Genomic DNA, 20290 nt, shown 5'->3' with positions numbered 1-20290 from the left:
ACGCCCCTTACGGCCTATACGCCCTGTCTTTTGGCAGGCCGGCGGGCGCCGTGCAGCATCGGCAGCCATGCGAACGCTGATCCTGACCGTCTCCGCCGTTGGCTTTGCGCTGTGTGCCGGGCTGCTGGCGCTGTCGTGGTTCGCGCCGCTGCAGGTGGAGCGCTGGGCGCGCGAGGCCATCGAGCACGACGTGCAGCGCCGGGTGGAGGCGCGCTGGCAGAGCCTGCAGCAGCCGGCGCTGCCGAAGGCCGCCGAGCGGCAGCTGCGCGAGCACGCCGAGGAGGTGGACCGCGCCCGCCGTGCGCTGGTGGCGCTGACCGTGGCCGAGATGCAGGACCCTGACTGCCCCTGCCGCCGCAAGCTGCGGGAGTTCACGCGCGGCGCGCTGGAGGATCGGATAGCCCGGCTGGGCAGCGTCACCGAGAAGCTGCGCCAGCTGGCGCAGGCCAAGTACGCCGAGGTGTCCGCCGCGCTGCTGCGCGAGCTGCGCATCTTCTCGGCCTGCAACGCGGCGGTGTTCGCGCTGCTGGGCGTCGTCGCCTTCATGCGCCGGCGCGCCACGCTGCAGCTGCTGGCCCCCACCCTCGTGTTGCTGGGCGCGGCGGCCGTGGTGGCCTGCGGCTACCTGTTCTCGCAGAACTGGCTGCAGACGGTGCTGCTCAGCGACTACGTCGGCTGGGCCTACGCGCCGTGGCTGGCCGTGGCCATCGCGGCGCTGGCCGACGTGGTGTGGAACCGGGCGCGTGTCTGCACGGTGCTGGTGAACGCCGCGCTGCTGGCCGTGGGTGCCGCGGCGGCCGCGGTGGCGTGCTGAGTCAGCCCCGGCGCCTGAGTCGCCACAGCGTCACGCCGCTGCACAGCACCGTGAAACCCAGCAGCACCGCGAACGCCATCTCCACGGAGATCCAGCGGAACTTGGCGACGCCGCCGGCGGCGAAGACGAGCTGGTTCAGGTGGAACTGCGGCCAGAACGGGGCCTGGAAGTGCAGCGATGCTGGAAGCGGGAAGAACAGGCCCGACAGGTACATGCCCGGCAGGTACAGCAGGTTGGCGTAGGCCGGTGCCGCCGAGCCGCTGGCCAGCGACCCCACCATCAGCCCCAGCGCGCAGAACGGGATGGCGCCGGCCACCAGCACCGCGCTCATCGCGGCGAGCTGGGCGGGGCTCAGCTGGGTCTGGCCGCCCGCGGCGGTGAGCAGCAGCAGGGGCAGGTAGGCCAGCAGGCCGCACACCACGCCCGCCACGATCTTGGCCAGCAGCCAGGCGCCGGGCGGCGCGGGCTGGGCGCGCTTGAGCGTCAGCAGCCCTTGCTCGCGCTCCAGTGCCAGCGACGGGCAGGTGGCGAACACGGCCGACATCGTCACCGCCAGCTGCGAGAAGCCGGCGAACATGAAGCGCGCGGCGTCGGGGTCGCGGGCCGTCATCTCGCCGGCCACGGCGAACGCGAACAGCGCGTACAGCGCCACCGGCAACAGAAACATCGGCAGCGCGAAGGCCGGCGTGCGCAGCAGGCGCACGAGCTCCAGCCGCATCTCGACGGCATAGGGCGACGCACGGCGCACGGGCGCCGCGTGGGCGTGGGTCAGCGTGTTCATGCGGCCTCCCGTGTCAGTTCGTGGAACGCGTCGTTGAGCCCGGCCTGCTTCACTTCCAGGCGCGAGAGCTGCGGGTCGGCGGCGAGCAGCCGGCGCACCACCGATTCGGCGTCGGTGGCGACGATGGCGAGCTGGTCGTGGTCGCCGCTCACGTCCAGCACGCCGGGCCAGCGCCGTACCTCGACGCCAGGCAGCGTCGTCACGCAGCGGATGTGCCGGCGCGACACCAGCGCGCGCATCTCGCCCACGCTGCCCTGCGCGATGACGCGGCCCTTGGCCAGCACGGCCACGCGCGTGGCCAGCGCCTCGGCTTCTTCGAGGTAGTGCGTGGTCAGCAGGATGGAACAACCCTCGTGCAGCAGCGCGCGGATGTGGGCCCACATGGCCTCGCGCGCCTGCAGGTCCAGGCCCACGGTGGGCTCGTCCAGGAACAGCAGCTGCGGCCGGCCGCAGATCGCCAGCGCGAACTGCACCTGGCGCTTTTGGCCGCCGGAGAGCTGGCCGTAGCGCCGGTCGGCCAGCGCGACGATGCCGGCGCGTTCCAGCGTCTGCGGCACGGTCAGCGGCTGCGGGTAGTAGCTGCAGGACAGGGCCACCAGCTCGTGGACCTTGAGGTCCTTCGGCAGCTCGACGTCCTGCATCATGACGCCCAGCCCCTGGCGCCTTTCGATCTCCTGCGGCGAGCCGCCCAGCAGCGTCACGGTGCCGGCGTCGGCATCCTGCAGCCCCAGCCACAGTGCGATGGCGGTGGACTTGCCGGCGCCGTTGGGGCCCAGCAGCGCCAGCAGCTCGCCGCGCTTGAGCTGCAGGTCGACGCTGTTCAGCGCCTGCAGCGGGCCGTAGTGCCTGGACACGCCGCACAGCGAGGCGACGATGTCGTCGTCGTTGCGCGCCGGCGCTTCGGCCGGCGCGGCGGTCCCGCGGCGCGGGTAGGCGCGGCCATTGAGCAGCCGGCCAATCGGCGTCGGGCGCACCAGCCACTGGTAGCTGAGCAGCAGCGGCGCCAGCGTGGTGGCGACGATGAATGGGTACTTCAGACCCCAGTGCAGCGGCCAGTCGCCCACCCACACCTGCAGCGCGGCCACCAGCGGCAGGTGCACGAGGTAGATCCAGTACGACGCGTCCGCGACGTAGCGGATGGCCGGGTGGTGGCCCGACAGGAAACGCAGCGCTGCGCCGGTGACGGCGAACGTCCAGCACCAGGCGGACGCGACGAAGGCCAGCGCGAACACGAACCTGGGTGTGTCGGGCATGGCGAACGGCGGCTGCGTCTTCAGCACGTACAGGCAGGTGGCCGACGACGCCATGGCCAGCAGCCCGTGCAGCAGCCAGCGGGCACGCAGCGCGGCCAGCGCACCCGGCGCACGCTGCACCAGCCAGCCGAATGCGAACGCCGTGCCGAAGCCGACGGTGGCAGGCAGCTGCGGCAGCAGCGACTGGTCGGGCGTGGGAATGCCGCCCGGCGGGAACCACGCCGGCATCGCCAGCAGCACGGCCGCCAGTGGCAGGCCCAGCGTCAACGCACCAGCCGGCCAGCGCACGGCGCCGGTCGTTAAGCGGTCGACGAGGCCGCGCAACCCCTGGCTCCGGTCCAGCCGCACCACGGCGCCGCGCAGCAGCAGCGCGCCGGCGTACAGCCACAGCAGCTGGTACAGGAACCACAGGTGCGTCAGCGGGAACGCGCCCGGTTGCTTGGGCATCTCGGGCATCGCCGGCGGCGCGCCGTGGAAGACCTTCTGCAGGCCCAGGTGCCAGACGAACGCGATGGCCGGGAACAGCAGCACCCAGCCCACCACCAGCGGCACCGCGATGCGCTGGCCGCGGTTGGCCCAGAAGCCGCGCGTGCCCAGCCGCTGGTGCAGCTGCCGCGCGAAGTAGCCGGCGATGAAGAAGAACAGCGTCATGCGGAAGCTGTGCGCGACGAAGCTCGCGTCCGCGAGGAACGGGCTGGGCGAGCGGTCGTTCATCGCCCACAGGCCCGGCGGCAGGCCGGGGATGAAGGACAGCGCCGCGTGAAAGGCCACGCCCAGCAACAGGGCAAAGCTCCGCACTGCGTCGAGGGCGTGCAGCCTCTCGCCGTTGAGTTGGGTGGTCATGAAGAATCCCTCCTAGAGGATGTCTCGCCGTCGCGCGGCGAAGAGCAGCGGCAGGGTGAGCGCCAGCAGCGTGGCGGCCAGTTCGGCGGCCAGCAGCCACCAGAACGGCGCGCCCCAGACCGGCTCGGGCTTGAGCATGTGTTCGCCCAGCCCCGGTATGCGGCCCACGCCCATCATGAAGAGCGAGACCGACATGTTCGTCAGGATGATGAGACCGCCCATCGCGGCCTCCGACGCGATGTGCAGCGCGCCGCACAGCACCACCGAGAAGTTCAGCAGCAGGAACGCGCACAGCAGCACGGCGTAGGGCAGCAGGCCGTCGGCGATGCCGGGCAGGGCTGCAACGAGGCCCAGCGCCGCCGCGCTCAGCACGCCCCAGGGCAGCAGGAAGCACGTCAGCAGCCCCAGCAGTTTGGCGCGCACGTAGTCGGCCGGCGACAGCGGCAGGCTGAGCATGAACAGCAGCGACCTGTCCTTGCGCTCCGACGACACGCCGAACAGCGCCAGCATGACGCCCAAGGCGATGACGGCCGTCAGCCAGACGATGAAGCCGATGTTGAAACCCACCTCGCCGGTGGCCGCCATCAGCAGGCCGGCCAGGCCCGCAGCGGTGCCGCCTGCGAGCAGCCAGCGGTAGGTGTGGAGCTCCTTGGCGATGAGCTGGCGCGTGAGCGGCGTCATGACGCGTGGGCCTCCTGGGTTTGCCGGCTGTGCATGACGGTGGCGACGAAGATCTCCTCCAGGCTCATGCGTTGCGTAGCCTGCAGCGGCAGGCCCAGACGGGCGACGAAGTCGTCCGAGAAGCCGTCGACGGTCAGCGTGGCCAGCGCGCCGTCGCGCTCGCAGCCGACGATCTCGGGCAGGTCGGGCAGGGCGCCGGCCACGCGCAGCTGCACGCGCCGCCAGCGCTCCAGGAAGTCCTCCTTGTCGTCCGACGCGACGACGCGGCCGCGGTCGATGAAGGTCAGCCGGTCGGAGATGCGCTCCACGTCCAGCGTGTTGTGCGACGAGAACAGGATGGACCGCTCGTCGTCGCGCAGCACGTCCATGAACTCGGCCAGCAGCTCGTGGCGGGCGACGGGGTCCATGCCCGATGTGGGCTCGTCCAGCACCAGCAGGCGCGGGCGGCGGGCCAGCGCCAGCAGCAGCAGCGCCTTGGCCTGCTCGCCGCTGGACAGTCGCCGCGCCGTCTGCCCGGCGTGCAGGCCGAAGCGCTTGAGCAGCGTGGCGGCGTAGCTGGCGTCCCAGCCGGGGTAGATGGACGCGACGAAGTCCATGTGCCAGGCCAGCGTGGCGTGCGGCATCAGCCGCATGTCGTCGCTGACGAAGCCGACCTGCGCCTTCGCGGCGGCCTGCTCGCGCGGCATGGCGTGGCCCAGCAGGCGGATCTCGCCGGCGTCGGCGGCGAGCAGCCCTATCAGCAGCCGAATCGTCGTGCTTTTGCCGGCGCCGTTGGGGCCGACGAGGCCCATGATCTGGCCGGGCGCCAGGTCCAGCGACACGTCCTCCAGCGTGAAGAAGCGGAACGCCTTGCGCACGCGGTTCATTTCGATGGCCTTCATTCGGCGGCCTCCTTGTCGTTCAGCGCGTTGCGCAGGCGTTCAACCAGTTCGGGTTCCGCGATGCCCAGCGTGCGGGCGATGCGGCCGGCGGCGGCGAGGTGGGCGTCCAGCTCGGCGCGGTGCACGGCCTGCGCGGCGTCCTGCGCGTCGGCGATGAAGGAGCCCTTGCCATGGCGGGTCACGATGACGCCCTCCGATTCCAGGTCCTGGTAGGCGCGCTTGACGGTGATGACGCTGACGCGCAGGTCCGCCGCCAGCGCGCGGATGGACGGCAGCTCCTGCCCCGCCGGCCAGTCCCCCGCGGCCACGCGCTGGCGGATCTGCTCGACGATCTGCAGATACATCGGCCGTGCGTCCGTCTGGGAGATGAAGAGGCTACTGTGCATATTGTGTATACACAGAATATATGCACAGTCGGGGGAATGCAAGCGGTTGCGCTGCAATACTCGCTGCCCTCATGAACTGGAACCGCCTTCGTCTCGCGTTGAAGCAGGTGCTGCATTGGCTTGCGCCCCAGCGGTCGGCGGAGCCGCTGGCCGTCAGCCACCCGGTGCTGGGCGAACTGGCCGGGACGGCGGACGAACTGCATGGCAGCACCGCGCTGGGCGCCCGTTCGCTCAAGCTGACCGTCCGGCGCGACGACCAGGCGATGGAGACCACATTGGCGCTGGCGGAGCAGGTCATCGCGCACCTGCCGGCCCTGCACGAGCGCAGCCTGCGCCGGATCGCCGACGGGTTTCTCGTTAGCTACAACGACGACTGGCGCGTGGGCCAGACGGTGGATGCCGACGGCCGACGGGTCCGTTTCGAGAACCCCGCGCTGTCAGCCGAGGCGTTCTGTGTCCAGTTCGCGCTGACCACGGTCGAAGCCGGCGGTTGCGACGTCGTGGCGCTCTGGTACGACTGCGGTGAGCTGTTCTGGGGCCACGGTTTCTGCGTCACGTCGTTCGACGGCGTGGCCGGCGAGCTGCACGCCGAGATGCTCGGCTAGAGCTTCAGCAGCGCGTCCAGGTTGATGCGCAGCTTCAGCTCCGCCGGCGCCAGGCTGGCGGCAATGGCCTGCGAGGCCAGCCGCGTGTCGCGTGGCACCGGGTTGCTCAGCGGGCTGCCGCTCTTGCCGATCAACGCGGCCACCAGCGGCTCGTTGGCGCTGAAGCCCCGTTTCACGACCATGCCCACCTCGCCGTTGGCCAGCCGAACGAGGCTGCCGGGCGGGTACAGGCCCACGGCCTTGATGAGGGCGGCGCCGGCCTCGTCGGGCTGGCCCAGCTCGTCCAGGAACACGGCCCGCGCGGCGGCGGCGCCGCTCATGGCCTGGCGGCTGCGGCGCGGCGACAGCCGGGCGCCGAAGATGTCGATGCGGCGCAGCAGCCGCGCCAGCTTCTCGCCGTCGCCGCGCGGCGCCAGCGGGCCGGCGCCGGCGTCGTGGTGCAGCCGCACGGCGGTCAGCCAGGCCTCGTTGGTGATGCCGGCCTGCGCCAGCCGGGCTGCCGCCCGGTCGCCATGGGCTTGCAGGGATTGGCGCTGCGCCGGGCTGGCCGGGCCGGTCTGGTTGGCCATGCGGTCGTGCACGTCGCTGGCGCCATAGTTCATCGTCAGCGCGGCGCCCTGCAGCGCCTCGCGCAGCGGCGCCGGCAACTGCAGCTGCTGGGCCACCAGGTCGCACAGCAGCAGGGTCAGCAGCGCGTGGCGGGCGCTGTAGTCCTCGTACGCCTGGCTGCTCTCGAACACCAGCAGCATCAGCGTCGCGTCGGGCTGGGCATGCAGCCGCTTCAGCGCCGCGTCGCGCAGCTGCGCCACGCGGCCGGGCAGGTCTGCCGGGGCAGCCTCGCGCAGCAGCGCGTGCGTGTGCAGCAGCAGGTCCGACCAGGCCTCGCGCGGCCCCAGCTCGACCTTGGTGGGGGCCGGCGTGTCCAGCCGGAAGCTGGCGTCGGCCTTGGCGATGTCGGCCAGCGGCACGCCCTGCATGACCAGTGTGTCCAGCCGGTGGGCGCGGGCGCGCTGGTATTCCATCGTGTCGGCCGAATTGACCCACGCGCCGCCGTCGATGAGGCCACGCACCTGTGGCGAGTCGCGCAGCGTCTGGCCGCGCGCGAACAGCAGCTGGCCGCCGGCGTCGTACAGGTCGTAGGGCAGTGTCATGCCCACGCGCAGCGTGCGCGCCGGGAGGGGAATGAGGTCGAGGGCCATGAAGCGCGGAATTCTGAAGCGGCTTCGGCGGGCGCAAGCCGATCTTGAGCCACGGCGAAGGGGTGGCTGCGTAGAATTCCCGGCTTCATCCGAGGAGCGCTGCGACGGGTTTTCACCTGCCAGGCTCGGATTCCTCCCCAACGGCGCTCATCGAACCTCCGAACGAGTCCGTCGATGACCATCGCCCCGCCCCCCCTGAAGCTCTCCGGCCTGGAGCCCGTCGCCATCGGCGCCGGCACGCTGTTCGTCAACATCGGCGAACGTACCAACGTCACCGGCTCCAAGGCCTTCGCCCGCATGATCCTGGCCGGCCAGTTCGAGCAGGCGCTGGCCGTGGCCCGCCAGCAGGTCGAGAACGGCGCGCAGGTCATCGACGTCAACATGGACGAGGCCATGCTGGACAGCCAGGCGGCCATGGTGCGCTTCCTGAACCTGATGGCCAGCGAGCCCGAGATCGCCCGCGTGCCGGTGATGATCGACTCGTCCAAGTGGAGCGTCATCGAGGCGGGCTTGAAGTGCATCCAGGGCAAGGGCATCGTCAACTCCATCTCGCTCAAGGAAGGCGAGGCCGAGTTCAAGCGCCAGGCCAGGCTGGTCAAGCGCTACGGCGCCGCGGCCGTGGTGATGGCGTTCGACGAGCAGGGCCAGGCCGACACCTTCGCCCGCAAGACCGAGATCTGCGCGCGCGCCTACCGCATGCTGGTGGACGAGGTGGACTTCCCCCCCGAGGACATCATCTTCGACCCCAACATCTTTGCCATCGCCACCGGCATCGAGGAGCACGACAACTACGCCGTGGACTTCATCGAGGCCACGCGCTGGATCAAGCAGAACCTGCCCGGCGCCAAGGTGTCGGGCGGCGTGAGCAACGTGTCCTTCAGCTTCCGCGGCAACGAGCCGGTGCGCGAGGCCATCCACACCGTGTTCCTGTACCACGCCATCCAGGCGGGCATGGACATGGGCATCGTCAACGCCGGCATGGTGGGCGTGTACGACGACCTGGACGCCGAACTGCGCGAGCGCGTGGAAGACGTGGTGCTGAACCGCCGCCCCGACGCCGGCGAGCGCCTCATCGAGATTGCCGACCGCGCCAAGAGCGCCGGCAAGGACGACTCCGCCCGCCTGGCCTGGCGCGCGGGTGACGTGAACGCCCGCCTGAGCCACGCGCTGGTGCACGGCATCACCGACTTCATCGTCGACGACACCGAAGAAGCCTGGCAAGCCATCAAGGCCACCGGCGGCCGGCCGCTGCACGTCATCGAAGGCCCGCTGATGGCCGGCATGAACGTCGTCGGCGACCTGTTCGGCCAGGGCAAGATGTTCCTGCCGCAGGTGGTCAAGAGCGCCCGCGTGATGAAGAGCGCCGTGGCCCACCTCGTGCCCTACATCGAGGAAGAGAAGCGCCAGCTGGAAGCCGCCGGCGGCGACGTGAAGCCCAAGGGCAAGATCGTCATGGCCACGGTCAAGGGCGACGTGCACGACATCGGCAAGAACATCGTCACGGTGGTCCTGCAGTGCAACAACTACGAGGTCGTCAACATGGGCGTCATGGTGCCGGCCCAGGAGATCCTCAAGAAGGCCAAGGACGAGGGCGCGGACATCATCGGCCTGTCCGGCCTGATCACGCCCAGCCTGGAAGAGATGCAGCACGTGGCGGCCGAGATGCAGCGCGACGACTACTTCGCGTCGCGCCACATGCCGCTGCTGATCGGCGGCGCGACGACCAGCCGCGTGCACACGGCCGTGAAGATCTCGCCGCACTACGAGGGCCCGGTGGTTTACGTGCCCGACGCCTCGCGCGCCGTGGGCGTGTGCTCCGAGTTGCTCAGCGACGAGCGCGCCGCCGCCTACATCGCGGAGCTCAAGGCCGACATCGAGAAGACCCGCGCGCTGCACGCCAGCAAGAAGCAGACGCCCCTGGTCACGCTGGCTGCCGCCCGCGCCAACGCTGCGCCGCTGGATCTGAGCCGCGTGCCGCCCGCCCCGAAGTTCACCGGCCGCCGCGTGCTGAAGAACCTGGACCTGGCCGAACTGGCGAAGTACATCGACTGGGGCCCCTTCTTCCAGACCTGGGACCTGGCTGGGCCTTACCCCGCCATCCTGGACGACGCCGTGGTGGGCACCGAGGCGCGCAAGGTGTTTGCCGACGCGCAGGCCATGCTGAAGAAGATCATCGACGGTCGCTGGCTGCAGGCGCATGCCGTGTTCGGCCTGTACCCGGCCGCGCGCGCGGGTGACGACATCGCCATCCACAGCGAGCCGCCGATGACGTGGCACGGCCTGCGCATGCAGTCGGAGCGGCCCGTCGTGGACGGCCAGAAGCGCCCGAACCGCTGCCTGTCCGACTTCGTCGCCGAGAGCGGCGACCACGTCGGCCTGTTCGCCGTGACGGCCGGCCTGGGCGTGGACAAGAAGGAGGCCGAGTTCCTCGCCACGCACGATGACTACTCGGCCATCATGCTGAAGGCGCTGGCTGATCGACTCGCCGAGGCGGCCGCCGAGTGGCTGCACGAGCGGGTGCGCCGCGAGTTCTGGGGCTATGCCGCGGACGAGGCGCTGAGCAACGACGAGCTGATCGCCGAGAAGTACAGCGGCATCCGCCCCGCGCCGGGGTACCCGGCCTGCCCGGACCACCTCGCCAAGGCCGACCTGTTCAAGGTGCTGGCCCCCGACGAGATCGGCATGGGCCTGACTGACAGCATGGCCATGACGCCGGCCGCCAGCGTAAGCGGTTTCTACCTGGCCCACCCCGACGCGGCGTATTTCAACGTCGGTCGCATCGGCGACGACCAGCTGGCCGACTGGGCCGCCCGCTGCGGCCTCAGCGAGACCGATGCGCGCCGCGCGCTGGCGCCGCTGCTGGGCTGATACGAACGCAACATCCGGATACCACGCCGGCATTCGGTCAGCCGCTTGTCCTACAAGCGGCGGCTCATCTGGCGCGTGAACATGGGGTGTCCAACAACAACGACGGAGTCCCCCATGTCCACCTCCCCCAGCGTCAAGTCCACCCAGATCGTTGCCGGCGTCGCCGTCGTGCTCGCGCTGCTCGGCGGCGCCTACGCGGTGGGCCGCTCGCAGACCATCAGCAGCCCGCCACCCATGGACGCTGCCGTGGAGCCGGCGCGTGTGGAGCCGCAGCGCCTGGCCGCCGCCGACACGCCGCGTGAGGCGCCCCGCGAGGCGGCGCGCCCGGTCGTCGCCAAGCCCGCAGTGACGCCGTCGGTATGCCAGGGTTGCGGCCGTGTGACCGACGTGCACACCGAGGCGCGCCGTGGCGAGTCCAGCGGCGTGGGCGCGGTGGGTGGCGCCGTCGTGGGCGGCCTGCTCGGCAACATGGTGGGTGGCGGCAATGGCAAGAAGCTGGCCACCGTGGCCGGTGCCGTGGGCGGCGGCTATGCCGGCAACGAGATCGAGAAGAACCAGAAGGGCTACACCGTCTGGGTGGTGCAGATCGAGGAGCGCGACGGCCGCACCCGCCGCTTCGAGCGCCGCACCGACCCGGGCCTGCGCGTGGGTGACGAGGTGCGGCTGACCGAGAACGGCTTCACCCGCCTGTGACGGGCGCTCAGTACATCGTCTTGCGGTAGGCGTCCTCGAGCGCGTCGTCCAGCCTGCGCATCTCGGCTTCGGCCGGCGCGCCGGTGGTCTCGTCCAGGATGATCTTCACCAGCGAGGGCATGTCGCGCCGGTTCTGGAAGTGCGCGGGATCCCACAAATGCGAGCGCCGGAACGCCTTGGCGCAATGCATGAACACCTCGGTCACCCGCACCACGATGGCCAGCGTGGGAATGCGGTCCTGCACCGCCATGCTGCGCAGCAGGGACGGCTCGGTGACCAGCGTGGCCTGGCCGTTCACGCGCAGCGTCTCGTCATAGCCGGGAATGATGAAGATCAGCCCCACGCTGGGGTTGGCCAGGATGTTGGAGAGGCTGTCCAACCGGTTGTTGCCGGGGCGGTCGGGAATGGCCAGCGTGCGCTCGTCCAGCACCTTGACGAAGCCGGGCGGGTCGCCGCGCGGACTCACGTCGGCCCGACCATCGCGGTGCTGGGTGCCGATGCACAGGAAGGGCGAGCGATGCACGAAGTCCTGTGCATGCCTGCCCAGCCGGTCCTGGCATTTCTGCAGCGCCAGCGCGTGCGTGGGTTCAAACAGGCCGCGCAGGGCCGCTTCGTCGGCGATGACGTGCGCGGGGTCGATGGAATAAGGCGTCGTGGCGTCCAAGTGCTTTGCCTCCCTGTGTCAGGCCCGCGGCATGCGGGCGCGCGGATTTCAGTCGTTCGCTGCGTGGCTGTCGAGCCGCCTTTTTCGGGCTCAGGCCGCCGGCGCGCCGGGCAGGCCGCGGCGCAGCTGGATGGCTTCGGCCACTTGGGCCGCGCCTATCGGCTCGATGCCGGCCAGGTCGGCCACCGTGCGGGCCACGCGCAGCACGCGATGGAAGCTGCGGGCTGACCAGCCCAACCGCTCCGCCGAGCGTTCCAGCAGCGCCTTGGCGGCGGGCTCCAGCGTGGCCTGCGTGGCCAGATCCTGTGCCTGCAACTGCGCGTTGGCGCAACCCTGCCGCGTGAGGGCGCGTTCGCGGGCCGTTGCCACGCGCTGCGCCACGACGGCGCTGGATTCCCCGGCGGCCAGGTCTTGCAATTCGCGCGGCGGGATGACCGGAACTTCGATGACCACGTCCAGCCGGTCCAGGAAGGGGCCGCTGAGCCGGCCCTGGTAGCGGGCCACCTGGTCGGGCGTGCAGCGGCAGGCGCGCAGCGGGTTGCCGAGGTGGCCGCATGGGCAGGGGTTCATCGCGGCGACGAGTTGGAAGCGCGCCGGAAACTCGGCCTGCCGCGCGGCGCGCGAGATCAGGATGCGCCCGGTCTCCAGCGGTTCGCGCAGCGCCTCCAGTGCGGCGCGAGGGAACTCCGGCATTAGGTAACAGAAACTGTCTGTATGCACGCGAGGTGCATTTTGCCGCCGTAATCTTCAAACGTTGACTTGGAGACCGCATGCCAGGCACCCCTTTCATCCGAGCGGCCCTCGTTTCTCCGCGCCAGGATCTGGGCAGCATTGAAGAGGCGTTTGACCGAAGCGGCGTCCCAGCCGTCGCGGGCTTTCAGCCAAGGTACTTCAACGTACCGCGTGTTGCCATCGTCGTGGACCATTCGGGACATCCTGTGTGGATGCCGACACTCTTTCTCGCGGATGTTGCCCTGCGAGGGCGGAGCGTCAAAGGCGACACCGTGCGCTCCTACGTTGAAGCTCTCCTGGTCTGGCTTCGCTTTCTCGACGGGCGAGGCTGCCGGCTTGAAGAGGCCGATGAGCAGATATTCGCTGTCTTTCGTAGTGAGCTTGTCCATGCTCCTCGAAAGCCCAGCGGAGCGCCCTACGCAAGTTCCACTGCAAACCATCGCATTTCGGTCGTCGCCAACCTCTATCTCTGGGCGCATGAACGAGGGGTCTTGCGCACGCCACTCGGGCTGTTCTTGGTTGCGCGGGCGGAGGCGAATCGTGGCCGAAGCAGGCTGGCTCCAGGGATCCACTACCGCCGCGACTCACTCGCGCCAGTCGTCATGCGGCGCATGCCCAGGGTTCTCTCGTATGAAGAGATTCAACGCCTGTTCATCGTCGCGCGACCGCCGTTTCGGCTGATGTTCAAGTGGGCCCTGGTGACAGGCTTGCGACGATTCGAGATCTGCGACCTTCGTCTTGATCAGCTACCTGGCCCCGACAGAATTGCGGTGTCCCGGGACGGTTTCGTACAGGTCGACATCCTGAGGAAGGGATCCAGGGAGGTGACGGTGCAAGTGCCGGTGCCGTTGGCCGAAGAGACGAACTGGTACGTGCTCGCGGACAGGCCGTCGCACGCTTCGGAGGCGCGGGTCTTTCTGGGTCGTCATGGCGCGCCTGTCCAGCGCTCCTGCCTGAGCAGGGAGTTCCGCAGATGCGCCGATCTCCTCGGAACTGGCGCGACCCTTCACCACCTTCGACACACCTTCGCGGTGAACGTCCTCAGCATCCTTGAGCGAAGCGAATCGGTCGACGACCCCATGAACTCGATCAAGACGCTGCAGGTGCTGATGGGGCACGCGTCCATCGAGTCCACCGAGATCTACCTACGGTCCATCGAGGCTTCGAGCGAGGCGGTGATGGAAGCGCTGTCCTATCTCTATGGAGCGACCCTGTGAGTCCGGTCAAGGCCTCCGAGCGGCCGATAGATGGCAGCAGGTCTTCCAGGCCGCCCAAAGGCGAACATAGGCCATTCGCCTTCGATGAGCTTGGGCTGAGCGGCGAACTGGCCTCGGCGTTGGGTTCGGCCCATCTGGCCAGCTTTGGGCATACCGCGTGGAGCAGCCAGACCATGGCTTGGCGTTGCGTAAGGAAGCTTGCCGCCTTCCTCCACGCGCGAGGCTATGCGCTCAAGGTACCTTTGCCCTCCACCGTCGCAACCGAGTTTCGAGACTGGCTTGGGAGTCTCGGCCATGCCGCAACCACCTGCCAATCCGTTCTAAATCGGATCCTTGCGATTTTCGGGTGGATCGAACGCAACGCTCCTGCGCTGCTCGCACCCGGGACGCGCATCAAGGTCCTCGGGTTCCGTGTGGAACCGTCGCCGCCCAGGGAGGCCTTGAGCGAAGAAGCCGTCAAGCGGATTCTGGAGTGCTGCTACGCGGACATCGAGGCTACCGAAGCATCCCTCACGCTGGGGCAGCGTTTGCTCGCGCGCACGCCATTGACGTCCGAAGAATCCGAGCGGTGTGACCTCATCGCCGAGCTTCTCGCGATGGCCGGTGGAGGCATGCCGTCGCAGCGAGCGGTCCATGCCGCCGGAGGAAACCTGAGTCGCCGGGTTGGCGTTGCCGGCGGCCTGCGCGGGCTGTCCAGGCAGATTTGGATGTGCCCCGAGGCAATGGTGCCGTTCTACGTGGCGATCGTCGTGCAGACGAGCGGCAATCCCCAGAGCATCTTGACGATGAGTCGGAACTGCATCGCAGCACATCCTCTGAGAACGGACCTAGAGCGGGTGGTGTGGGAGAAACCTCGATCTGGCAAGGAGCAGCATGCCGAGGCGCCGGTCGGCCGGAAGTGGAGCGCCCCCAGCCTGATTCGCAGGTTGCTTGCACTCAACGCGAACCTCCTGCCGGCCACGCCCCCACAGCACCGAGAACGACTGTTCCTTGCGTACCCACTGGTCGGTAAAAGCCCGGCGATCCCTTCCTCAAGCCTATTGCACATCCTGGTCAACGAGTTCGCCGAGCGCCACGGGCTTCCACGGTTTCAGTTGCGCGATTTCCGCGCCGCCAGCGCCGACGCGCACCACCGAGCGGGTGGTTCCATGCGCATCGCGCAGAAGCGGCTGAACCACGAGTCAGTGGCCACCACGATGCGCTACACCCGGCTTGACATGCGGCAGGCTGAACATGAATCACGCATCCGGCACTTCCAGGGCCTATTGGTGCGTGAAAGCATGCAGCCGCGAGCCGATGCTCCCAAAGGTTCTGCCCGGAGCGGACCGGTCAAGAACCCAGCGGAAACCGTCTTCGGATTCCGATGCGGCGATCCGTTCGGCGGCATTGCCCAGGGGAGCCGGAGCGGCGAGCTTTGCCTTCAGTTCCAGCGCTGCGCCACGTGCCCGGGCGCCATCATTCCTCTGGACAACCCCCAGGTCGTTGCACGACTCCTGGCCGCGTTTGACGCGCTCGCCGAGGGCAGACAGCGTGCCCTCGCGGAAGGGTGGCAGGCGCGGTACGAGATGTTGTATGAGCCGACGCGCGTCATCCTCGCCGAAGACATCCTGCCCGCGGTTTCGAAAGCCGTGCGAGGCCGCGCCGAGCAACTTGTCAAAGGCCGCCAGATACCTCACCTGGAGTAGTCGATGTTCAAAGACGTGGTCCTGGAGGCAGGCGCTCACCACTGGCGGCTCGCCGCAAGCGCTCTCTATCCCGATGCCGAGCCGATCATCAACTGGCGGAAGCTGTTGCCCGTCGACAAGGGGACCAAGCATCAGAGGGCGTACCTGACGAAGAGCTCGAAGGAGTTCCTGGAAGCCCTGATTGACATGCCGAGCGCGCAGCGACGAGGCACCCTCAGTCATGCCACCGTGGAGAACTGGTGGCGCTGGCTCCGCCGGCTGGTTGTCTGGATGGTCGAGCGGGACCTCTGGCGGTTCTCCCAACTGGGCCCCGAAGCCATGCTCGAGTTCCTGAGAGAGCGCTCCGTCGCTGCCGACGGAAGCGGCGAGCGACTGAGAAACGGAAATGTCTTCGTCGTGCTCATGCGCTGGCTGTGGGATCTGCGGTTCGACTACACGGCGTCGCTGCGCGTCAATCCGTCCGACTTGATGTACGAGATCGATCGTCTGTTTCCACCCAAGCAAAGGCACGGCTGGAAGGCGGTCGACGAGGCAGTCGCGCTGCCCCTCCTACGAGACGCCATATGGTGGTTGAAGGTGCATGGCACGACGTTGCAGGCGACGCTGCGCAAACGCGCGCTGCTTGAGCGTGGCTTCGTCGGAATCACAGCCGATGCCCGTTCCAAGGCGCGCACTCAAGCCTATCGTGCGTTCGCTGCGGAGCCAGAATTCGCGGACATGGCCCGTGACCTTGGCATGGAGGGCGCTCGACCCTACTACGCCCTGCGACGTGCGGTGAACTGCACCGAGGGTGCCTGTCTGATCATCCTGCTCTTCATGGTTGGATTCCGGTGCCGCGAACTGGTCAGCATGGATAGCGATGCGATGGTGCGCGAGGACTCAGAAGCGGGTGAGCCGCTCTATCGCCTTCGAGGAGTGGCGGCGAAGAAGGGTGGCGAAGCCCGGACCTGGGTCGCGTCTGGACCCGTCGTTGATGCCGTCGAATACTTGGTGAGCATGCATGTAGACGCTCGGACATTCGCAGGCCAAAAGGCGCTGCTGATCGGTAGGCGCGGAGGCAATCCCGTCGTCGCCGGTAGCGCGGCGAAGCGGATCAGCACTCACTCGATTGGGCCTCGCATGCTGTGCTTTGCCAACTCGGCTTTCCGTGACGATCGGCCGAGATTGAAGCACCTGCACCCGCATTCGGCCCGCAAGACCTTCGCGCGGTTCGTCGTGCTGAGGGACAAGCGGGCATTGGAATCGCTGGCCTACCACTATGGCCACACGCATCGCCTCATCACGGATGGCTGCTATGTCGGCTCGGACATCGAACTGGCTCAGATGGTCAATGAGGAGAGCCGACGGGACTTGGCGGCAGGGCTAACCGATATCCTGAGCTCCTCGGTGATCGCAGGAAAGGCTGCTGGCAATCTTCAGAAATTCGCAGGGAGTGGAACCTCGAAGCTGCGGGGTCGCAAAGCACTTGAGTCACTCGTTGATCGACTCATCGGGCAGGGCGTGCAACTGGCTCCCTGTGACTGGGGGTATTGTGTCTACTCTCAGGCGCTGTCCGCGTGCCGGGGCGACGCCTTGGGGCCGAACGAGGCCAACCGGTCGGCAGAAGTCTGCTCGAGCTGCGCGAACTTCGTCGTCACCGACAAGCACAGAGGATGGTGGACAGAGCGCGCTGAACGCGATGCACAATTTCTCGACACGAAGGGCCTGCCGGCTCAGACGGTCGCGTGGGTGCAAAGGCGGCTGGATGGCACGCATCAGGTACTGCGATCACTGAACGCCGGGAGACTGCATGCCACGTCCCAGAACCAGTCCGAGTAAGGAGGCGGCGCTGTCGGTGCGCGAGCGCTTCGAAGCTGCCGCTCATGAGTACCGCCGAGAAAACCCCGCGGGCCGACTGTCAATCGCCGCGATCTGCAGACTTGCAGGCCTGAATCGAGCCAACCTCTACGCGTCCCACCCCGACCTGGTCGCTGGGGTTCGGGCTTCGTCGAAGCGCAGACTGCCGAATGACGGGCTGCAGCCTGGGAAAACAGTCTTGGCCAAGTCTGCACGCAAGGACGAGGAGGCACGCTTGAAGGCGCTTCTCTACGTTTGCCTTGAACTGCGAGCCGAAGTCGAGAATCTTCGCGCGCTTCGCGAGGCTGACAAAGCGTGTTCGACGACGAGAAAGCGATCGAAGCCGTAGATGCGGTAGGCTTCGAGCGCACTTGCATCAAGTGCAGCTGTAGTGCAGGCCCCGATGATCTTGCCGCCTCCAGCGCTGGCACGGCGGCGCTAGAGTTGCCAAATGTCCGAGGCGCTCCAAACTTACCTCGCCACGCAGCGCCCTATAGTCGGCACGACAACCAGCGCGACCAGGGCGCGCAGTGCCGCGCCCGTCTCCTGCCAGTAGAGGGCCTCGAGTTGACTGGCGCGCCTCATGCGACCCACCCGCTGCGATACAGCAGCCAGGCCACCACGGCCAGCGTCGCGCCGATGTTGAAGTGCGTCATTGCGCGCAACGCGCGCTCGATCCATGACATGGACTTGCTCCTGAAGCTCGCGCGCGCCGCCATGTGCGGCCGCGGGCGATCAACGAATGGGCGCTGGTCGAGCGCAACGCGCCCGCGACTCAGCGCTCTTCGAAGCTCAGGCGTTCAGGGGAGGTGCGCGCGGTTGAGCGCTGGCCCAGGCGAACAGCGTCCGTGGCGCGGCCAGGAACAGTTCGGGGACATGAAGGGCGAGTGTGTCCAGCATCAAGCCAGCCGGCGCTGCGGGTGGCAGACCCAGCACGGTCGTATGCGTGGAGCAGTAGGGGCAGTGCTTCATGGCCTGCCCGCCAGAACCTTGATCGGTCGACTTGCCCGGCTCATCGAGCTTGATCAGCTTGGCGCCGGTGGCACTGCAGATCTCGGCCCATCCTGACGGCACATCACCGTGGAAGGCATGTGACAACGTCGGCGCGAGCGCGCTCAGCAGGATCGCGAAACACGCGATCCATGACGTGAGGCCTCTGAGGCGACGGCCAATCAGCATGGCTCCCATTCTAGGTGGAGCCTTCATGTGCAGAATCCGATGCAGCGCGATGTCCGAATCGCGTGCCCCACTTTCACCGGGACTTGGACTCTGCAATGCAGATCATTGATAGCTTTGTGACCATCACCCGCGGTGTGATCGAACGTGATGGCCTCGAGGGCTACCGCTGAAGAATTGCCGGGCGCGGTACGACGGCAGCTTCAGGCGGCGGATTCAATCGGTCGGCGCAACACACTTACCACTGCTAATGCAGAAGGAGTGTTGCAGATGAAGTACCGGACGCGGACGTACTACACCGCCGCGCAAAAGGCATTGATGTGGGAGCGCTGGAAGGACGGCTGGACGCTTCATGAGATCGGCAAGCTGTTTGATCGGCCGCACAACTCGATCCAGGGCATCCTGTCGAAGACGGGCGGTATTCGACCGCCTGAGCGTCGCCGCTGCGCGACAGCGCTGACGCTGGCAGAACGAGAAGAAATCTCACGTGCGCTGACGCTTGGCCAGTCGATGCGTTCAATTGCTGCTCGCCTCGGCAGAGCGCCGTCGACCATCAGTCGGGAGATTGGTCGCAACGGTGGCCAGCACGGCTATCGAGCAACCTTGGCAGACCAGGCTGCATGGGAGCGCGCCCTGCGGCCGAAGCTCTGCAAGCTGGCCAAGAACCGAGCGCTGGCTCGTGTCGTGTCGGACATGCTTCGGATGCTGTGGTCGCCCGAGCAGATCGCTGGCTGGCTCAAGCATACTTATCCGAACGACCAGCGCCTTCACGTGTCACACGAGACGATCTACCGCAGCCTGTTCATTCAAGCGCGCGGCGCCTTGAAGAAGGAGCTGCTGGAGCATTTGCGGCGCACGCGCGGCATGCGGCGCTCTCGTTCGTACACCCAGAAGACAGCGATCCATGGCCAGATCGTCGACGCGGTCTCGATCAGCGAGCGGCCTGCGTCAGCCGAGGACCGCGCGGTACCTGGGCATTGGGAAGGTGACCTGGTCTTCGGCAGCGGCAACAGCCAGATCGCGACGCTGGTCGAGCGTCAGACGCGATACGTGATGCTGGTGAAACTAGACGGCAAGGACTCGCAGACGGTTGTCAATGCGCTCATCAAGCATGCCCGCAAGCTGCCGCAGGAGCTCTACAAATCTCTCACCTGGGACCGAGGTACCGAGATGCATGGGCACAAGCGATTCACGCTGGCCACCGACATCCAGGTCTACTTCTGTGACCCACAAAGCCCTTGGCAGCGGGGCAGCAACGAGAACACCAATGGATTGCTCAGGCAGTACCTGCCCAAGGGCATCGACATCTCGGGCTACTCGCAGCACCAGCTCAACGCGATCGCTAGACAATTGAACGAGAGGCCGCGCAAGACGCTCGGCTTCCAAACGCCCGCTGAGCGATTCAGCGAATGTGTTGCGATGACCGGTTGAATCCGCCGCTGGGGGCAGCCGTTCGGATTCGGCAGTCTGGCCTCGTTCCGCGAGCTCCAATGAACTAGATGCCCCCCCCCATGTCGCCGCCGTAGTGACCTGCGTCTGAGTGGCCCGAGCTGCCACCTCCGTGCGAAGAATCGTGTGACGCCGCATCTTGTGCGCCTCCATCTAAGTGGTTGTTGACCCAGTCACCGAGGTTCGTGGCTATGCTGTGCCCAGCGTCCATCGCCAGATTGCACGCACGTTCGAACAGGTCGGCGCCAGCCGCTGTGCCGACCTGGCTGCCGAGTTCGTAGGCGGCTGCGCCCGCTGCGGCAGTTGCGATCTGCCCCGGTCCCCAGGCAAAGGGAACGCCGGACTCGCCCACAGTGGCAGCGGCAAACGGTGCAGCCGCAGTCGCGCCAGTCAGGAAGCCTACGTAGTGGCCGACCTCAGGCGCGCTTTCTGCGCAATGGTCATAGTAGTAATCGAGAGGGTTGGTCATGATGGTCCTTCAGAAGAGATTGCGTGGAGGTGAATGTCTGGGAAGGGAACGCGAGGCT

The 20290-nt window shown here is 67.7% G+C and carries 18 protein-coding genes, 1 pseudogene and 1 riboswitch; of the genes and pseudogenes, 8 read left to right on the top strand and 11 right to left on the bottom strand.

Annotated elements, in window-relative coordinates:
* The first annotated feature begins 67 nt into the window (after positions 1-67).
* Complete coding sequence (locus tag ACG04Q_RS21630; protein WP_394513508.1) at positions 68-814, top strand: hypothetical protein; 747 nt, start codon at positions 68-70, stop codon at positions 812-814.
* 1 nt (position 815) lies between these two features.
* On the opposite strand, the gene ACG04Q_RS21625 is transcribed toward ACG04Q_RS21630, so the two are convergent.
* From ACG04Q_RS21625 to ACG04Q_RS21605, 5 genes are read right to left on the bottom strand one after another with little or no spacing between them, the layout of a single operon-like run.
* On the bottom strand, positions 816-1595 hold the full coding sequence (locus ACG04Q_RS21625) for an ABC transporter permease (RefSeq protein WP_394513506.1): 780 nt from the start codon (positions 1593-1595) through the stop codon (positions 816-818).
* Entirely contained in the window at positions 1592-3691 is a 2100-nt protein-coding gene (locus ACG04Q_RS21620; protein ID WP_394513504.1) for an ATP-binding cassette domain-containing protein, read from the bottom strand. The genes ACG04Q_RS21625 and ACG04Q_RS21620 overlap by 4 nt, the downstream gene beginning before the upstream one ends.
* Before the next feature lie 12 nt (positions 3692-3703).
* Entirely contained in the window at positions 3704-4372 is a 669-nt protein-coding gene (locus ACG04Q_RS21615; protein ID WP_394513502.1) for an ABC transporter permease, read from the bottom strand.
* Entirely contained in the window at positions 4369-5253 is an 885-nt protein-coding gene (locus ACG04Q_RS21610) for an ABC transporter ATP-binding protein (protein WP_394513500.1), read from the bottom strand. The genes ACG04Q_RS21615 and ACG04Q_RS21610 overlap by 4 nt, the downstream gene beginning before the upstream one ends.
* Positions 5250-5597: a GntR family transcriptional regulator gene (locus ACG04Q_RS21605; protein WP_394513498.1), complete on the bottom strand. Its 348-nt coding sequence runs from the start codon at positions 5595-5597 to the stop codon at positions 5250-5252. The genes ACG04Q_RS21610 and ACG04Q_RS21605 overlap by 4 nt, the downstream gene beginning before the upstream one ends.
* A gap of 113 nt (positions 5598-5710) precedes the next feature.
* Between ACG04Q_RS21605 and ACG04Q_RS21600 the strand changes: the two genes are divergently transcribed.
* Complete coding sequence (locus tag ACG04Q_RS21600) at positions 5711-6244, top strand: DUF2262 domain-containing protein (protein WP_394513496.1); 534 nt, start codon at positions 5711-5713, stop codon at positions 6242-6244.
* On the opposite strand, the gene ACG04Q_RS21595 is transcribed toward ACG04Q_RS21600, so the two are convergent.
* Positions 6241-7443, bottom strand: coding sequence for an HD-GYP domain-containing protein (locus ACG04Q_RS21595; RefSeq protein ID WP_394513494.1), 1203 nt, complete (start codon positions 7441-7443; stop codon positions 6241-6243). The genes ACG04Q_RS21600 and ACG04Q_RS21595 overlap by 4 nt on opposite strands.
* Positions 7444-7528: 85 nt before the next feature.
* Positions 7529-7599: riboswitch (S-adenosyl-L-homocysteine riboswitch) on the top strand.
* Between the two features lie 18 nt (positions 7600-7617).
* On the opposite strand from ACG04Q_RS21595, the gene metH reads away from it, so the two are divergent.
* Entirely contained in the window at positions 7618-10311 is a 2694-nt protein-coding gene (metH, locus tag ACG04Q_RS21590) for a methionine synthase (RefSeq protein WP_394513492.1), read from the top strand.
* A 114-nt stretch (positions 10312-10425) separates the two neighbouring features.
* Positions 10426-11004, top strand: coding sequence for a glycine zipper 2TM domain-containing protein (locus ACG04Q_RS21585; RefSeq protein WP_394513490.1), 579 nt, complete (start codon positions 10426-10428; stop codon positions 11002-11004).
* A 7-nt stretch (positions 11005-11011) separates the two neighbouring features.
* On the opposite strand, the gene ACG04Q_RS21580 is transcribed toward ACG04Q_RS21585, so the two are convergent.
* The 3 genes and pseudogenes from ACG04Q_RS21580 to ACG04Q_RS21570 all read right to left on the bottom strand — a co-directional run bounded on the left by ACG04Q_RS21580 (position 11012) and on the right by ACG04Q_RS21570 (position 12789).
* On the bottom strand, positions 11012-11668 hold the full coding sequence (locus ACG04Q_RS21580) for a pyridoxamine 5'-phosphate oxidase family protein (protein ID WP_394513488.1): 657 nt from the start codon (positions 11666-11668) through the stop codon (positions 11012-11014).
* Positions 11669-11758: 90 nt separating this feature from the next.
* Positions 11759-12358: pseudogene (locus ACG04Q_RS21575) on the bottom strand (ATP-binding protein); the annotation flags it as partial.
* 2 nt (positions 12359-12360) lie between these two features.
* Positions 12361-12789 (bottom strand): hypothetical protein, encoded by a 429-nt coding sequence (locus ACG04Q_RS21570; protein ID WP_394513740.1) that lies wholly within the window; start codon positions 12787-12789, stop codon positions 12361-12363.
* Here ACG04Q_RS21570 and ACG04Q_RS21565 point away from each other — a divergent pair.
* From ACG04Q_RS21565 to ACG04Q_RS21555, 3 genes are read left to right on the top strand one after another with little or no spacing between them, the layout of a single operon-like run.
* On the top strand, positions 12673-13617 hold the full coding sequence (locus ACG04Q_RS21565) for a tyrosine-type recombinase/integrase (RefSeq protein WP_394513733.1): 945 nt from the start codon (positions 12673-12675) through the stop codon (positions 13615-13617). The two genes, ACG04Q_RS21570 and ACG04Q_RS21565, sit on opposite strands and share 117 nt — an antisense overlap.
* Positions 13614-15302: a hypothetical protein gene (locus ACG04Q_RS21560; protein ID WP_394513487.1), complete on the top strand. Its 1689-nt coding sequence runs from the start codon at positions 13614-13616 to the stop codon at positions 15300-15302. Before ACG04Q_RS21565 ends, ACG04Q_RS21560 begins: the two co-directional genes overlap by 4 nt.
* A 3-nt stretch (positions 15303-15305) precedes the next feature.
* Positions 15306-17120, top strand: a complete 1815-nt coding sequence (locus tag ACG04Q_RS21555) for a site-specific integrase (RefSeq protein ID WP_394513485.1) — start codon at positions 15306-15308, stop codon at positions 17118-17120.
* An 810-nt stretch (positions 17121-17930) separates the two neighbouring features.
* Here ACG04Q_RS21555 and ACG04Q_RS21550 read toward each other — a convergent pair.
* On the bottom strand, positions 17931-18317 hold the full coding sequence (locus ACG04Q_RS21550) for a DUF2946 domain-containing protein (RefSeq protein WP_394513483.1): 387 nt from the start codon (positions 18315-18317) through the stop codon (positions 17931-17933).
* A 267-nt stretch (positions 18318-18584) separates the two neighbouring features.
* Here ACG04Q_RS21550 and ACG04Q_RS21545 point away from each other — a divergent pair, with 267 nt between their 5' ends.
* A complete protein-coding gene (locus tag ACG04Q_RS21545; RefSeq protein ID WP_394513481.1) occupies positions 18585-19745 on the top strand; it encodes an IS30 family transposase in 1161 nt (386 codons plus the stop codon).
* Between the two features lie 64 nt (positions 19746-19809).
* Here the strand turns inward: ACG04Q_RS21545 and ACG04Q_RS21540 are convergent, their stop codons facing one another.
* Entirely contained in the window at positions 19810-20232 is a 423-nt protein-coding gene (locus ACG04Q_RS21540; RefSeq protein WP_394513479.1) for a hypothetical protein, read from the bottom strand.
* Between the last annotated feature and the right edge of the window lie 58 nt (positions 20233-20290).

Source organism: Pelomonas lactea (assembly GCF_043555885.1).
GTDB classification, from domain to species: domain Bacteria; phylum Pseudomonadota; class Gammaproteobacteria; order Burkholderiales; family Burkholderiaceae_C; genus Pelomonas; species Pelomonas lactea.
The sequence above is the reverse complement of the archived record's forward strand: the minus strand, read 5'-3'. Positions and strand labels throughout refer to the sequence as shown.

Bases quoted from the DNA above. Each gene is read 5' to 3' on its own strand.
- ACG04Q_RS21545 (WP_394513481.1), top strand. From the start codon at position 18,585: ATGAAGTACCGGACGCGGACGTACTACACCGCCGCGCAAAAGGCATTG.
- ACG04Q_RS21550 (WP_394513483.1), bottom strand. From the start codon at position 18,317: ATGCTGATTGGCCGTCGCCTCAGAGGCCTCACGTCATGGATCGCGTGT.
- ACG04Q_RS21595 (WP_394513494.1), bottom strand. From the start codon at position 7,443: ATGGCCCTCGACCTCATTCCCCTCCCGGCGCGCACGCTGCGCGTGGGC.
- ACG04Q_RS21600 (WP_394513496.1), top strand. From the start codon at position 5,711: ATGAACTGGAACCGCCTTCGTCTCGCGTTGAAGCAGGTGCTGCATTGG.
- ACG04Q_RS21585 (WP_394513490.1), top strand. From the start codon at position 10,426: ATGTCCACCTCCCCCAGCGTCAAGTCCACCCAGATCGTTGCCGGCGTC.
- ACG04Q_RS21620 (WP_394513504.1), bottom strand. From the start codon at position 3,691: ATGACCACCCAACTCAACGGCGAGAGGCTGCACGCCCTCGACGCAGTG.
- ACG04Q_RS21570 (WP_394513740.1), bottom strand. From the start codon at position 12,789: ATGGACAAGCTCACTACGAAAGACAGCGAATATCTGCTCATCGGCCTC.
- ACG04Q_RS21615 (WP_394513502.1), bottom strand. From the start codon at position 4,372: ATGACGCCGCTCACGCGCCAGCTCATCGCCAAGGAGCTCCACACCTAC.
- metH (WP_394513492.1), top strand. From the start codon at position 7,618: ATGACCATCGCCCCGCCCCCCCTGAAGCTCTCCGGCCTGGAGCCCGTC.
- ACG04Q_RS21540 (WP_394513479.1), bottom strand. From the start codon at position 20,232: ATGACCAACCCTCTCGATTACTACTATGACCATTGCGCAGAAAGCGCG.
- ACG04Q_RS21630 (WP_394513508.1), top strand. From the start codon at position 68: ATGCGAACGCTGATCCTGACCGTCTCCGCCGTTGGCTTTGCGCTGTGT.
- ACG04Q_RS21555 (WP_394513485.1), top strand. From the start codon at position 15,306: ATGTTCAAAGACGTGGTCCTGGAGGCAGGCGCTCACCACTGGCGGCTC.
- ACG04Q_RS21605 (WP_394513498.1), bottom strand. From the start codon at position 5,597: ATGTATCTGCAGATCGTCGAGCAGATCCGCCAGCGCGTGGCCGCGGGG.
- ACG04Q_RS21610 (WP_394513500.1), bottom strand. From the start codon at position 5,253: ATGAAGGCCATCGAAATGAACCGCGTGCGCAAGGCGTTCCGCTTCTTC.
- ACG04Q_RS21625 (WP_394513506.1), bottom strand. From the start codon at position 1,595: ATGAACACGCTGACCCACGCCCACGCGGCGCCCGTGCGCCGTGCGTCG.